Source organism: Parasediminibacterium sp. HNIBRBA5674, from assembly GCF_056745525.1.
On sequence record NZ_JBQWIE010000002.1, the window covers coordinates 1 to 14,041 of the forward strand.

The 14,041-nt window shown below is 36.7% G+C and carries 15 protein-coding genes and 1 pseudogene; 13 read left to right on the forward strand and 3 right to left on the reverse strand.

Annotated elements, in window-relative coordinates; genetic code table 11:
* The 4 genes from ACT9TX_RS01390 to ACT9TX_RS01405 all read left to right on the forward strand — a co-directional run.
* A partial coding sequence (locus ACT9TX_RS01390; protein ID WP_481336349.1) for a transposase occupies positions 1-248 on the forward strand: 248 nt, incomplete at its 5' end.
* 105 nt (positions 249-353) lie between these two features.
* Entirely contained in the window at positions 354-713 is a 360-nt protein-coding gene (locus tag ACT9TX_RS01395) for a toll/interleukin-1 receptor domain-containing protein (RefSeq protein WP_481336351.1), read from the forward strand.
* Positions 714-914, forward strand: a complete 201-nt coding sequence (locus tag ACT9TX_RS01400) for a hypothetical protein (protein WP_481336353.1) — start codon at positions 714-716, stop codon at positions 912-914. It begins immediately after the preceding gene.
* Between the two features lie 167 nt (positions 915-1,081).
* Entirely contained in the window at positions 1,082-1,513 is a 432-nt protein-coding gene (locus tag ACT9TX_RS01405) for a DUF1003 domain-containing protein (RefSeq protein WP_481336354.1), read from the forward strand.
* Positions 1,514-1,621: 108 nt separating this feature from the next.
* Here the strand turns inward: ACT9TX_RS01405 and ACT9TX_RS01410 are convergent, their stop codons facing one another.
* Both ACT9TX_RS01410 and ACT9TX_RS01415 read right to left on the reverse strand, forming a co-directional pair.
* Positions 1,622-2,071 (reverse strand): KTSC domain-containing protein, encoded by a 450-nt coding sequence (locus ACT9TX_RS01410; protein ID WP_481336356.1) that lies wholly within the window; start codon positions 2,069-2,071, stop codon positions 1,622-1,624.
* Between the two features lie 239 nt (positions 2,072-2,310).
* A pseudogene (locus tag ACT9TX_RS01415) lies at positions 2,311-2,880 on the reverse strand (alpha/beta hydrolase family protein); the annotation flags it as partial.
* A gap of 150 nt (positions 2,881-3,030) precedes the next feature.
* Between ACT9TX_RS01415 and ACT9TX_RS01420 the strand changes: the two are divergent.
* From ACT9TX_RS01420 to ACT9TX_RS01435, 4 genes are all read left to right on the forward strand, one after another.
* The gene (locus tag ACT9TX_RS01420) at positions 3,031-3,588 is read left to right on the forward strand and encodes an LURP-one-related family protein (RefSeq protein WP_481336358.1); all 558 of its coding nucleotides are present in this window, start codon (positions 3,031-3,033) and stop codon (positions 3,586-3,588) included.
* 10 nt (positions 3,589-3,598) lie between these two features.
* Entirely contained in the window at positions 3,599-3,964 is a 366-nt protein-coding gene (locus tag ACT9TX_RS01425) for a DUF1304 domain-containing protein (protein ID WP_481336360.1), read from the forward strand.
* A 9-nt stretch (positions 3,965-3,973) separates the two neighbouring features.
* A complete protein-coding gene (locus ACT9TX_RS01430; protein ID WP_481336362.1) occupies positions 3,974-5,281 on the forward strand; it encodes a leucine-rich repeat-containing protein kinase family protein in 1,308 nt (435 codons plus the stop codon).
* A 575-nt stretch (positions 5,282-5,856) separates the two neighbouring features.
* Positions 5,857-8,286 carry an alkaline phosphatase family protein gene (locus ACT9TX_RS01435; protein WP_481336364.1) on the forward strand — a complete coding sequence of 810 codons (2,430 nt, stop codon included), beginning with the start codon at positions 5,857-5,859 and terminating at the stop codon, positions 8,284-8,286.
* An 86-nt stretch (positions 8,287-8,372) separates the two neighbouring features.
* Here ACT9TX_RS01435 and ACT9TX_RS01440 read toward each other — a convergent pair whose 3' ends face one another.
* Positions 8,373-8,774 carry a hypothetical protein gene (locus tag ACT9TX_RS01440; RefSeq protein WP_481336366.1) on the reverse strand — a complete coding sequence of 134 codons (402 nt, stop codon included), beginning with the start codon at positions 8,772-8,774 and terminating at the stop codon, positions 8,373-8,375.
* Between the two features lie 180 nt (positions 8,775-8,954).
* Here ACT9TX_RS01440 and ACT9TX_RS01445 point away from each other — a divergent pair, with 180 nt between their 5' ends.
* The 5 genes from ACT9TX_RS01445 (at position 8,955) to ACT9TX_RS01465 (ending at position 13,931) form a co-directional block, all read left to right on the forward strand.
* Positions 8,955-10,955, forward strand: coding sequence for a putative porin (locus tag ACT9TX_RS01445; protein WP_481336368.1), 2,001 nt, complete (start codon positions 8,955-8,957; stop codon positions 10,953-10,955).
* 80 nt (positions 10,956-11,035) lie between these two features.
* The gene (locus ACT9TX_RS01450; RefSeq protein WP_481336370.1) at positions 11,036-11,416 is read left to right on the forward strand and encodes an HYC_CC_PP family protein; all 381 of its coding nucleotides are present in this window, start codon (positions 11,036-11,038) and stop codon (positions 11,414-11,416) included.
* A gap of 187 nt (positions 11,417-11,603) precedes the next feature.
* Complete coding sequence (locus tag ACT9TX_RS01455) at positions 11,604-12,482, forward strand: heavy-metal-associated domain-containing protein (RefSeq protein WP_481336371.1); 879 nt, start codon at positions 11,604-11,606, stop codon at positions 12,480-12,482.
* A 90-nt stretch (positions 12,483-12,572) separates the two neighbouring features.
* Positions 12,573-13,115, forward strand: coding sequence for a heavy-metal-associated domain-containing protein (locus tag ACT9TX_RS01460; protein WP_481336373.1), 543 nt, complete (start codon positions 12,573-12,575; stop codon positions 13,113-13,115).
* A gap of 9 nt (positions 13,116-13,124) precedes the next feature.
* Entirely contained in the window at positions 13,125-13,931 is an 807-nt protein-coding gene (locus tag ACT9TX_RS01465) for a hypothetical protein (RefSeq protein ID WP_481336374.1), read from the forward strand.
* The last annotated feature ends 110 nt before the right edge of the window (positions 13,932-14,041 follow it).

The window sequence follows — 14,041 nt, forward strand, 5'->3', positions numbered from 1 at the left end:
TTAACCAAATAATAAGGCAACATTGGGGCATTGAAAACAAGTTACATTGGTGTTTAGATGTAGCCTTTAATGAAGACTTTAGTACAAAACAGGCAGGCTATGCAGCAGAAAATTTTAGTTACATAACAAAGGTCGCTATCAACTTAATCAAGAATGATAAAACAACAAAAGCTAGTATCAAAAACAAAAGGATGATGTGTATATTAAACGATAAGTTCTTAGAAAATATACTCTTTAAAGAAATTTAGATGCGTTTGCCCTGACTGAAATACTGAGTAAAAAAATGACACTAGAAACTTACGAAGAGTTTCTAACACTCTTGGAACAACTAATAACCAAGTTGGAAAAATAATATGAATATATTTTTAAGTCACGCTTTAAAAGACAAAGCATTAATCAATCAAATTAATAGAGCCTTACAACCGCACAGCAATTTGAAATTATTAGTTGCTGAACATTATATAGACACTCAGGATATTATAACTACAAAAATTGAAAAGCTTATACAGCAATCTGATATAGCAGTGTTTCTGTTAACAAAAGATGGATTTAATTCAAAGTTTGTAAATCAAGAAATTGGTTATATCCACAGTCTTCAAAAGCCTTCAATTTATATTGTTCAAAAAGGGATGCAGAAAAAAATTGCTGGTTTCAACTTTGGTAAAGATTATATCGAATTAGATATTAACAACCCCGATGTAGCTATTGATTGAATGAAGTCGGTACTGGTAGAATTTTATGCTGAACGTCAACGAAAAGCATTCAAAGAATTTTTAGAATTTCAAAACTTTCAAAATAAGCAGAAGCAGTTGGCTATTGAAAAACAGAAGCAAAAGGAAGCAAGTCAAGCTAGAGCAGCATTAGGTGTATTGGGGGGCTTACTATTATTAGGCTTAATAGCTGAAAATAAATAATGTTTTCACATTTGCCCATCTTGTTATTTTCGCCGCTGTTGGTATCCTTACCAACAGCAAACCTTTTTATAATAACTAATAGTGCGTTTAGTTGGTAGTTAATTGTGGGTGTTGTATGCATTTGCCAATACCTTTAGTGTCTACCATAAAAGGTATGGCAATTAATTATGGCAAAGCAAGGCACTACCATCAAAAACTGGCACGATGAACATCTGGAAAAATTAACATTCGCCAATCGCTTAGCAGATGCTGTGGCTAATGGCATGGGGTCGTGGCGGTTTATTATTATTCAAACCATATTAGTAGCCATATGGATGTTGCTAAACCTGATTGGGCTTATCAACCATTGGGATCCTTATCCATTCATTTTGCTCAACCTATTGTTTAGTACACAAGCTGCGTATGCCGCACCTATTATTATTATGTCGCAAAACAGACAAAGCGAAAGAGATAGGGCGCAGGCAAAAGCCGATTACGAAACCAATATAGAAGCCAAACTAGAAATAGAAGCCCTAGCCAAGCAACTGAACAAGCTAGAAGTAGAAAAGCTAGATAAGCTGATAGCAATGATAGAAGAGATGCGGAAAGAGAAGGGGTAGAAAATTTCACACAAAGCTACAACGGAGACAAAGGCCACAAAGTATAATTTGAAATCAGAAGACTTTGTAGCTTAGTATTCTTTGCGGGCTTTGTATGAAGTGGATTCTCTACTCACTCACTATTTTATTTACGCTTCTGTACGCAAAGCTTTCGCTAATATGTCTGCGTACAAATCTTGATTGTGCGGGGGCATTTACCAGCTTTACATAAGTGGCTTTTGGTACATCAAAGTACTCGTAAGTGTGCCCATCAGAAAAGTCGATGCGTAGCACTTCGTTCTTGTATTCAAAGTCTAAGATGCTCGCTTCATCAAGGGTTTGATTGTATTGTTCTACACTAGCTGCAACTGTTTCTGGTGCAATGCTTACTAAAAAGTGGTAGGCTTCAATAACTGTTTTACTTTTCTTTTCAGCGGCTACTTTCTCAGCTTCTTCTTTGTCTTGAAACTTGTCAGGATGCCATTCCTTCATTTGATTTCTGTACACCGATTTTAGTTCTTTTAAATCGGCTTCTTTGGTTACACCCAATAGTTTTCTGTAATGGTCAATTTTCTTCATAACTGCGGCGAAGATAGGGGCTTAGCGCTTAAGGCTGTTTTTGGGTAGTTTTAAATGATTGTTACGATGAGATATATTTCTCGCAGATAACGCAGACCCGATAGCTATCGGGTTACGCGGATGATTTTCTATTTGGTATTGGGATGAAATAAAACAACCTCACAGCAATGCTGCGAGGTTGTTTGTGTTCAAACCTATAAGGTTTCAAAAACCTTATAGGTCTTTAATGTGAGCAACAACTACTGTCTTCTACCGCCTTGGCTTGCACCTATGGTTTCTTTAGGGCCGCTTTGTGGTATTTCCCTGTTCATCTCATCAATATCTACAGGGCGTTCTGTTTTATCGCCCATTAAATATTCTGTAAAATAATCTGCCATGCGCCAGTAGAAATACTCTGTCATATCGGTATAAGCATGTCTTTGACCAGGCAGCATTACTAAGTCAAAACGTTTATTGGCTTTAATCAAAGCATTCATCACACGAATGGTATTGGCAGGATGTACGTTGTTAGCAATATCGCCAGTACTTAGCATTAAATGGCCTTTTAGGTTTTTAACCAAGGTTTGATTTTTATCAATGCTGTATTGGAAAGAGGTATCGTTTTTGTCGCTCACAATTTCTTTTACACCATTGTGTTTTTCGCTCCACCAACGGTTGTACACTGAGTTGTCATGGTTACCAGAAGATGATACAGCCACTTTAAAAAAGTCAGGATATACCAACATAGCAGCAGTACTCATAAAGCCACCACCGCTGTGCCCATGAATACCTACACGGTTTACATCAATAAAAGGGGAGTAATCTGCAAGTTGTTTAGCGCAAACTTTTTGTCATAGCAGTTAAAATTTACAGGTTGGTAAGGTAAGCCCACATTTTATAATGCCGTAAACCATTTATCATATTTACACTAAAATGCTTTTCTTTACTATAATAAATTACATACCAATAACTAAGCGTACATGGAAATAAATATCAACCAACAGAAACTATCTATAGGCGATAAGTATCAAATATTTATTAATGGTGGGCAAACGCATTATGCTGCTGCTAAGCTGTTTAGGCTATTTGCAGAAATTCATTTGTACGAATTTGGCAGCGAAACGCCTTTGCTAATTATTAAAAAGCGCTTTGCTTTTTTTACGGCTAATTACGACATTACGACGCATGATGGGGTATTAATAGAACTGCGTACCGTATCGTTTTGGAAAGCCCATTATCAATGCCAAGTAGGTGCAGATTTCTACGATATTTATAGGCATCGTGGGCGTAAATGTTCTATTTACAAAAATGATAAACAAGTAGCTTGGTGGGATAAAGAAGCTGTAAGTTGGTTTAATGGTGATAACTATCGCATAGTGGCAGATAACGATTGTAACTATAGCTTGATTATTGCACTGTGCCTTGCGATGGATAATTATGCCAATAACGATAAAGAGAAAAGCTCTATCAATTTTGATATTGGTAGACTAGGTCCACAAGCCAAACCATTTGATGCCACATGGCAACCTAAATATTAAACACAGACTCATGCAGATACTATCATACATACTCATTGGCTTTGTAGCACTAGAACACTTATATATTCTTTGGTTAGAAATTTTTGCCTGGGAAACAGCAGGTAAAAAAGCCTTTAAAGGCTCGCTACCCGATGCTATGTTTACACCTACTAAAACCTTAGCTGCTAACCAAGGTTTGTACAATGGTTTTTTAGCTGTAGGACTTATTTGGGCTTTATGCATAGGTGATATAGAATGGCAACATCATGTAGCTATTTTCTTTCTAAGCTGTGTAATTGTGGCTGGTGTGTATGGTGCATTTACTGCTAGCAAAAAGATATTTTTTATACAGGCATTGCCAGCTATTATTGCTTTGGTGGTAACTATTTTACAATAAAACTGGTGTATGCAAACCTTAGAACAACTGTTAACTGGCGAACTGATTGGTACGAACAAATTAACCTTTGCTTGTGGATTAACCAGCTTTCCTGAAGCCATTTATACCTTGGCTGATACACTAGAAATTCTTGACCTTTCTAATAATCAATTAAGCACTTTGCCTAGCGACTTTGCAAGGCTACATAAGCTGCGTATTTTGTTCTTGTCAAATAACTTGTTTACGGTGTTTCCTGAAGTATTGGCGCAATGCCAAAGCCTTACCATGATTGGGTTTAAGAACAACCAAATAAACCACATAGCAGAAGATGCGATACCAGTACAAACACGTTGGTTAATATTAACCGATAATAACTTAACACAACTACCAAAGAGTATTGGTAAATGCACACAGCTAGAAAAATTTCCTTTGGCTGGAAACAATTTAACAAGCCTGCCAGATGAAATGGCGAATTGCAAGAACCTAGCATTACTGCGTATTTCAGCCAATCAATTAACGGCTTTATCAGAATGGTTACTCACGCTGCCGAAGCTATCGTGGTTGGCTTTTTCTGGTAATCCTTTTTGCAAAAAAATAGATGATACAATGTTGCTAAATGCGATTGATTGGCAACAACTAACAGTTACGCATCAACTTGGTGAAGGTGCTTCTGGCATTATATCTAAAGCCATTTGGCAAGATAACAATGAAGCACCTAACGAAGTAGCGGTAAAAATATTTAAAGGTGCTGTTACAAGTGATGGTTATCCGGAAGATGAAATGCATGCTTGCATATTAGCTGGTAATCATTCAAATCTTGTCAGCGTTTTAGGCAGAATAGAAAATCATCCTGAGCAAAAGCAAGGCTTGGTGTTTGGCTTAATACCTACAGCTTTTTACAACCTTGGTTTACCACCAAGTTTTGATACTTGCAGCAGAGATGTTTTTCCGCCCGATACACAATTTACCGTTGCGCAAATATTGGCTATCGCCAAAGCTATTGCATCTGTAGCTGAACATTTACATAGCAAAGGCATTATGCATGGCGATTTGTATGCGCACAACACATTAGTGACAGCACAACACGACACCATTTTTGGTGATTTTGGCGCTGCTAGTTTATATGATACTTCTACATCACCGGGAGCCTATTTACAACGAATAGAAGTAAGTGCTTATGGCTGTTTGCTAGATGACTTATTACAATACTGCACAGAGAAACACCACCTTAGTGATGCTGCAATTGTATTAAAAGCATTGGTGCCATTGTGTATGCAGGCAACTGTATCGAACCGCCCAAGTTTTGCAGAAATTTTAAGCATGTTGGGTGAGCTTTAATGGTTAGGAAGATTTTTTCTTAATAATTACCGTAGGACTTTTATTTATTAAAGCAAAAGAATTCTCAACTTTCTAAAATTGCTTATTTATCAAAATATTAACCCCAAAGACATCAAATTACGGTTGCACAAATTGGATATATTTTCTAAAAATTGATTTAACAAGTAACATAATAATTTCTCTCACATGCGTCAATGGTTGGAGCGAATACTAAGCCCGATAGCAATATAACTGGCGCATAAATATGATGGTAAACCCAATAAAGAAAGGGTATTTACAGAATTGACTGCTTTGTATCAACACTTGTTGCAACAGCCTAATAAAAGAGGGTTAGTCATTCCATTTAACCACAACAGTAAATTCATTATTTTATCTGATCAACACAAAGGTGCCAAAGATGATTCAGATGATTTGCAACACCAGAAACCAATTATCTAGCTGCTTTAGATTACTATTTTCAACAAGGCTGTAGTTACATTAACCTTGGCGATAGCGAAGAACTTTGGGAAAATTCATCCAAATATAATGTAGGCTTAATTCCTTCCGATATCTACATTTACACAAACGTTTTTACAATGAAATGGATATTGTATAGCTGTTGCTTACTTGTGGTTATTACCACAAAAGCACAATCGCTTAAAGAACTGAACGATAGTAGAATAAAATTACCCAATGGTTGGTCATTAACACCTGTGGGTACAAGCTTGCCGCTAGGTGATTTACCATTAAACATGGTAGTAAGCAAAAGCAAAAAGCTAATGGCTGTAACCAACAATGGCCAAAGTGTGCAAAGCATACAACTAATAGACGTTGCTAAACAAAAAGAACTAGATAATGTGGTGATTGCGAAATCTTGGTATGGCTTGGCTTTTAGCGATGATGAACAGTATCTGTATGCTGCTGGTGGGCACGATAACTGGGTATTAAAATATGCTATTGAAAATAAGAAATTACTACTGAAAGATTCTATTGCTTTAGGTAAAAAATGGCCTAATAAAATTGCACCATCTGGTATGGCTTTAGACGATGCAGCACAACGCTTGCATGTAGTAACAAGAGACGATAAAAAGCTGTACAGCATTAACTTACAAACCAAGCAATACGATACTTTGAGCCTTGGTGCAGAAGCGTATACTTGTATGCTATCGCCAAATAAACAAACCTTGTATATAAGCCTTTGGGGCGGTGATAAAGTGTTGTATTATGACGTAACTACAAAAGCTATTACTACAAGCATTGCCGTAGGTGATAATCCTAATGAAATGTACTTGACTAAAAGCGGTAAGTACTTGTATGTTGCTAATGCAAACGATAACTCAGTAAGTGTAATAGATGTTGCTAAAAAGCAAGTGATAGAAACGCTAAATGCAGCCTTATATCCAAATGCACCAAGCGGTAGTACAAGTAATGGTGTAGCACTTAGTAATAACGAGAAAACTTTGTATGTAGCTAATGCAGATAATAACTGCCTAGCAGTTTTTGATGTGTCAAAACCTGGTGATAGTAAGTCAAAAGGATTTATACCAGTAGGTTGGTATCCTACAAATGTAAAAGTGATTGGTAAAAATATTTTTGTAAGCAACGGTAAAGGTTTCACTTCTATGGCAAATCCTAAAGGACCAGGCCCTTACAGACCAAGACAAACAGTTACTTATCAACAAGGCGATTTAAACAAACCGCAAGATGTACAATACATTGCAGGCTTATTTAAAGGCACATTAAGTATTATTACAGAACCTACACCACAGCAGTTAGGTGTGTATTCAAAAGCCGTGTACGACAATACACCTTATACCAAAACAAAAGAACTAAATGCAGCAGGTGAAGCCGGTAATCCTATACCTATGAAAGTTGGTGATAAGTCGCCAATAAAACATGTGTTTTACATTATTAAAGAAAATAGAACTTACGACCAAGTACTTGGTGATATGAAAGCAGGTAATGGCGATACAAGCCTAACATTGTTTGGCGAAAAATACACACCAAACCAACATGCATTGGCTAACAATTATGTTTTGCTGGACAATTTTTATGTAGATGCAGAAGTAAGTGCAGATGGTCATAACTGGTCAATGGGTGCTTACGCTACTGACTACTTAGAAAAAACATGGCCTACTAGCTATGGTGGCCGTGGTGGTGGCTACGATGCAGAAGGCAACAGGGCTGTAGCTAATAATAAAGGTGGTTTTATTTGGGATAATTGTAAGCGCAGCAATGTAAGCTTTAGAACTTATGGCGAATTTGCAGATGATGCAAAACCAAATATTCCTACATTAAAAAATCATTTTTGTAAATACTTTACAGGCTACACCACCGATGTGAGAGATACCGTAAGATTTTACCAATGGCAAAGAGATTTCGATTCGTTATTAGCTATTAATCAAGTGCCACAATTTAATACAGTGCGTTTTGGTAATGACCATACTGAAGGGATTCGTTTAGGTAGGCCTACACCATTTGCACATGTGGCAGATAATGACTTGGCGGTAGGCATGTTTATAGAATATTTAAGCAAAAGCCCTATTTGGAAAGAAAGCGTGGTGTTTATTTTAGAAGATGATGCACAGAATGGTCCTGACCATGTAGATGCACATAGAAGCCCTTGCTATGTGATAGGTCCACATGTAAAAAGAAATTTTGTAGACCACACTATGTACAGCACTTCTTCTGTGTTGCGTACTATGGAATTAATACTAGGCATGCCACCAATGACACAATACGATGCAGCCGCAGAGCCAATGTGGCGTTGCTTTACAGCCAATGCAGATGCAACAGCTTATGTAGCTAAAGCATCAAACGTAGACCTAAACGATAAAAATGTAAAAGCCAATGCACTAACCACTTTAAGCGAAAAATACAATTGGAGTAAAGAAGATGCAGTGCCTGATTTAGTATTTAATACGCTGTTGTGGAAAGGCATTAAAGGCATAGATTATGTAGTGCCTGCACCAAGCAGAGCAGCGTTTGTAAAGCTAGGCGCAAAGAAAAAAGATGACGATGATTAGTGAAAATAGCGAGTAGCGCAAATACATAAACCGCCTATATTTTTTGTAGTTAGGCGGTTTTTTATGGACTTAAATTATTAGGGTTGTTACTTGCCCCCAATAAGGTGCAACTGTGTTTGTCTACCATTAATATATCTAAAACCATTTTGGTCAAAATAGCCATCTTGCTCTAGCATTATGCGTATGGTTTTGTGCCATTGTGCAATATCGCTTGCAGCGTTTAATTCTATTGAGTAGCAAGTGTTGTAATGCATAGGAAAATCGCAGTTATCAGGCAGCATGGTTTTTACCACAGGGTCTTCATTGTATTCTCTTGTAATCATCACCCACATATCTATGCCATTTCTTTCCATTAAAGTTGGTAGCAAATGGTTTAGCCTATCGGCCAATACTTCGTCTATTACTTTAGCTTGCTCTCTTAAAGGCAATATTTGGCTGTGTGCAATAAGTGTTATAGACCATAAACCAACAAGTAAAAGCTGCTTCATTGCAAAATAGTTTTGTAGCTTTGAAGTTAGGGCGAAAATGCAACTAATTTAACTAACTATTCACTACTTACATCTCACTATTGGCTAGTCAGTACCTTTCTTTTGCGCACATTCTTGTTACTTTGCAGCATGTTATTGAAAGGAAACAAACTGGTTTTATTGGGTTTAATAGTTTTGTCAGTGCAGCTAGTTTCTGCACAGACAAATTTACAATATACAAATGGTGCTAACGGCGCCACCACACAATATGATAGCCAAGGCAGACCATTACCTAAAAAAGCTAAAGGGCAAGATTCGCTACAACGCAGAGATAGATTCGCTGATTCTATTACCATTTACTACCGCTATTACGATTCTACAAGAACGCAAACCTTAGATTCTTCTATTAATAATTTTTATACCCGTTTTCACATACCTTTTACCAATAACACCATTAGTAATTTAGGTTCTGCATCAAAATCACTTTTGTTCAGCCCTATTTTAAAACCCGGTTGGGATGCTGGTTTTCACCAATTTGATACCTATAAGTTTACTATAGAAAATACCAAGTTTTTTCAAACCACAAGACCTTATACCGAGCTAGGTTATTTGCTAGGCAGCAAGGCCGAACAGCTTATCAATTTCATTCATACACAAAACAGAAAAAGCAAATTCAATTTTTCGTTTGAATACCGTTTTAGCAATTCACCGGGTTTATATCGTTTACAAAATGCTAGTCATAACAATATTCGCTTTACCTCGCATTATCAAAGCGATAATAAACGTTACGAAGCCTTTTTTGTATTGATTTCTAACAAACATGCCGTATCTGAAAATGGCGGTTTAGATTCTTTAGGAAAATTAAATAATCTATCGCTTGGCGACCCTTATGAAGTAACTACTCGTTTAGGTTATGCCACACAAGCATCTCGTAATCCATTTAACACCACTGTAAATACTGGCAATACTTACAAAGAAAGTATCTTCTTGTACCGCCATCAGTACGATTTTGGGCAGCGTGATTCTTTGGTTACAGATTCTGTAACTTACCAAATTTTCTACCCCCGCTTTCGTATACAACATACCTTACAAATAAGTAGTAACGAATATGGTTATAAAGACATTTTCGCAGTTGATAGCAACTATAAAAAATATTTTAATTTCATTATTAAACCGCCTTTTGCAAGTGGTCTTGCAGATACGATAAGCTCTAAAGATAAGTGGAGCAATATAAAAAATGAGTTCGCACTCATCACTTTTCCTGATAAAAACAACCAAAGCCAGTTTGCCAAAGTAGGTGTAGGTTTACAAAACTTGAAACTTATTGGCAATGACAGTGTCGTACGCAGAACTTTCTACAATATTTATTTACTAGGCGAATACAGAAACCGCAGCAGAAACAATGTTTACGATATTGAGGCTAATGGACAATTATATTTATCTGGCTTAAATGCAGGTGATTACACCGCTTACATCAGTTTTAGGCGACAGCTAAGTAAAACCATTGGTACCTTACAGCTAGGTTTTCAAAACACTAACCGTACCACTTCCTTCATTTACGATGCCTTAACAAGCTTTCCAGTCATCGGTCACCAGCCATTTAAAAAAGAAAATAGCACCCATATTTTTGGTGTGTACGAAAATCCTAAACTAGCTTTTAGATTGACAGGCGATTATTATTTGGTAAATAATTATGCTTACAGCGATAGTTTTCTTACTGTAAATCAATATGCCACACTGTTTAATGTGCTGCACATTGGTGCTGAAAAAATATTTAAAGTAGCAAGGCATCTTAACTTTTATACCGAGGCACATATTCAGCAAGTTACAGGCAATGCACCCGTAAATGTGCCATTTTTGCTTACCAGAAATCGCCTAGCGTTTGAAGGTAATTTTTATACCAACTTATTTTTATCTACCGGTATAGAATTTAGATATTACACCAATTACAAGGCAGATAATTACTCACCTTTCACAGGTCAGTTTTTTTACCAAAACAGCTTTACCACTAGTAATTTACCAGACATAAATTTGTTTTTCAACTTCAGAATAAAAAGCTTCAAATGCTTTGTCCGCCTCGAAAATTTAAACACCATTAACACTTCTACAGGCAGTTTTGACAACTACAATTTAAACGCACAGCAATATCCAGGTGTGGGCCTTTGGACCAGATTAGGCATTTGGTGGAACTTTATCAATTAAGATGATTCTTGTCATGAATCGTTAAAATTTGAACAAAAAATATTTCTGTAGCGTTTTTCGGTTATACCTTTACATCACAAATGAAACGTTTACTCACATTCATAATAGCCATTACTTACTTCTGCATCAGCAGCGGTTTTGTAATGAACGTGCATTACTGCATGGGCAAAGTGAGCAAAGTAAACATCGAAATCACACCATCAAAAATGTGTGGCTGCAGCAAAAAAGAAACCAAGGGCTGCTGCAAAACAGAAAGTAAACTTTACAAACTAACCGATAATCATCAAGCAAGTCATGCTGATGTTTCAATAATTAGTCCGTACCATAGTCTTCCTAATTTTTACAATTACACTTACAATGCTGTAGCCATAAGCGCACCAAAAGCTACTTATAGCGCACATGCACCACCCATACTCAGGTCTCAACCTATTTATATTCTCAATTGCGTTTTCAGAATTTGATACCCTTTTTGTCTCAGTGGTTATTTCTATATAGCCAGCAATAGATTCTCTATTGTACAAGTGTAGCCTGTGCTGAGTTTACGAAGCATCTACACTGCAACGTTTATCTCATTAATCATCTTTTTCCCACCATGTAGCATAGCAAAAAGCTATGTGTCTACCTGGTAAATTTTAAAACATTATAACAATGAAAACGCTAAATATCATCTTAGTACTTGCTTTTGTATGCACATCATTATTTGCAGTAGCACAAGCAAAACAAACAACTGTAAAAGTTTATGGCAACTGTGGCATGTGTAAAAAACACATTGAAACTGCTGCAAAAGAAGCCGGTGCTACTTCTGCCGTTTGGAACAAAGACACCAAAGTATTAAGCCTAAAGTTTGATGCTAGTAAAACCGACAGCAAAAAAATACAAACAAAAATTGCAGAAGCTGGCTACGACACTCAAGATGCTACTGCTACTAAAGAAGCCTACGACAAGCTAGACGAATGCTGCCAATACGATCGTAAAGCAGCAGTAAAACCAACTAGCAAAGTAGATAGCAAAAACTACTGCAACAATATGGCTAGCTGCACCAAAGGCGATTGTGCTTCTTGCGACAACTGTAAAGATTGCGCTAAAGACTGTTGCAAAAATGGTTGCACTAAAAGCTGTTGTAAACCAGCTACAACTACAGTAAAAGCTGATAGCAAAAACTGCTGCAACAACATGGCTAGCTGCGCTAAAGCCGATTGTGCTTCTTGCGACAACTGTAAAGATTGCGCTAAAGACTGTTGCAAAAATGGTTGCACTAAAAGCTGCTGCAAACCAGCTATAACTACAGTAAAAGCTGACAGCAAAAACTGCTGCAACAACATGGCAAGCTGTACAAAAGGCGATTGTGCTTCTTGCGACAACTGTAAAGATTGCGCTAAAGACTGTTGCAAAAATGGTTGTACTAAAAGCTGTTGTAAATCAGCTACAACTACCAAAGTAGATATGTACCAAAAAGCTAAAAACTTTTCATTAATCATTTTTAATGGTAAAGTAATTAGTAATGCTACTACTTGCAGCACTAAATAGATTACTTCTTAAAAGGGTGTAGCATCAAGAAGTGAAGGCTACACCCTTTTTCACTATTCCCTTTTCACCTTTCACGTTTAATATTTCACCATGAGAAATATATTATTCGCTTGTGCGGTATTATTTGCCATAAACACACAAGCACAATTTAAACAAGCCAACTTACAAGCAAGTGGCCTCACATGTAGCATGTGTTCAAAAGCTATTTTCAAAGCATTATCTGCCGTACCTTTTGTAGAAAAAGTAGATAGCGATATTAAAAACTCAGCTTACAATATCACATTTAAAAGCAACATGCCAGTAGACTTTGATGCTTTAAAAAACGCTGTTACAGGTGCGGGCTTCTCGGTAGCAAAACTTTCCATAACTGCCAATTTTGATAATGTAAAAGTGCAAAACGACACGCATGTAGTTGTACAAGGCAAAACACTACATTTTTTAAACGTGCCTAACCAAACTTTAAACGGCAGCAAAACATTTACTGTAGTAGATAAAAATTTTGCTACTGCAAAAGAGTACAAAAAGTTTGGCCAATACACGACTATGAAATGCTACCAAACAGGCACCATGGAAAGTTGCTGCGCTAAAAAAGATGGTGCAACAGGTACAAGAGTGTATCATGTAACCATTTAACATTAATCTATGAAGAAACACTTTTTAATAGTTGCCTTACTAGCAACAAGCCATGTTTTTGCACAAGAATTATTTGTGTACACAGAGCCAGCTAGCAATATGCCTACAAAAACCATTGGTATACGTGCTACACAAAGCTTTTTTAAAGATGAATTTAAAGGCACTACTAACTACCACATTTTGCCAGAAGTGATGTTTGGCATTAATAAAAACTTGATGGTACACGCAGAAGCTTTTGTAAGTAACCGCAACAAAGTGCTTACTTATGAAGGTGCAGGTGCTTACGCTAAGTATCGTTTTTATAGCAAAGACGATGTACATACACATTTTAGAATAGCTGCTTTTGGTAGACTAAGCACCAACAACAGCGATATTCACCAAGAAGAGATTGATATTAATATACATAATAGTGGTTATCAATTAGGTATAATTACTACACAGTTATTACACAAAGTAGCCCTATCGTCATTGGTAAGTTATGTGCAAGCAATGAATAATGGCGCTGCCAATAAGTTTCCTTCTAACCAAGCAAATCAGGCTATTAACTACACTTTATCGTTTGGTAAATTATTGTTGCCTAAAGAATACACCAATTACAATCAAACCAACTTGAATGTGATGGTAGAATTTCTAGGTCAGAAATTAGTAGGTAACTCTAAGGGGTATTTAGATGTAGCACCATCTTTGCAGTTAATTATTCATAGCCAAACAAGAGTAGACATAGGTTACAGACACCAAATTTACAGCGATGCAATACGTAATGCACCAAATGGATTTTTGCTACGCATAGAGCACTTGCTATTTAATGCTTTGTAAAAATATTTTTAGAAAAGAAAAAAATATTGCGCTCTGTAGCCTTTTTTCTATATTTGTACTTATGCAACGCCGCAGTAATTCTGTGGCGTTGTATTTTTTTGTATCATCTT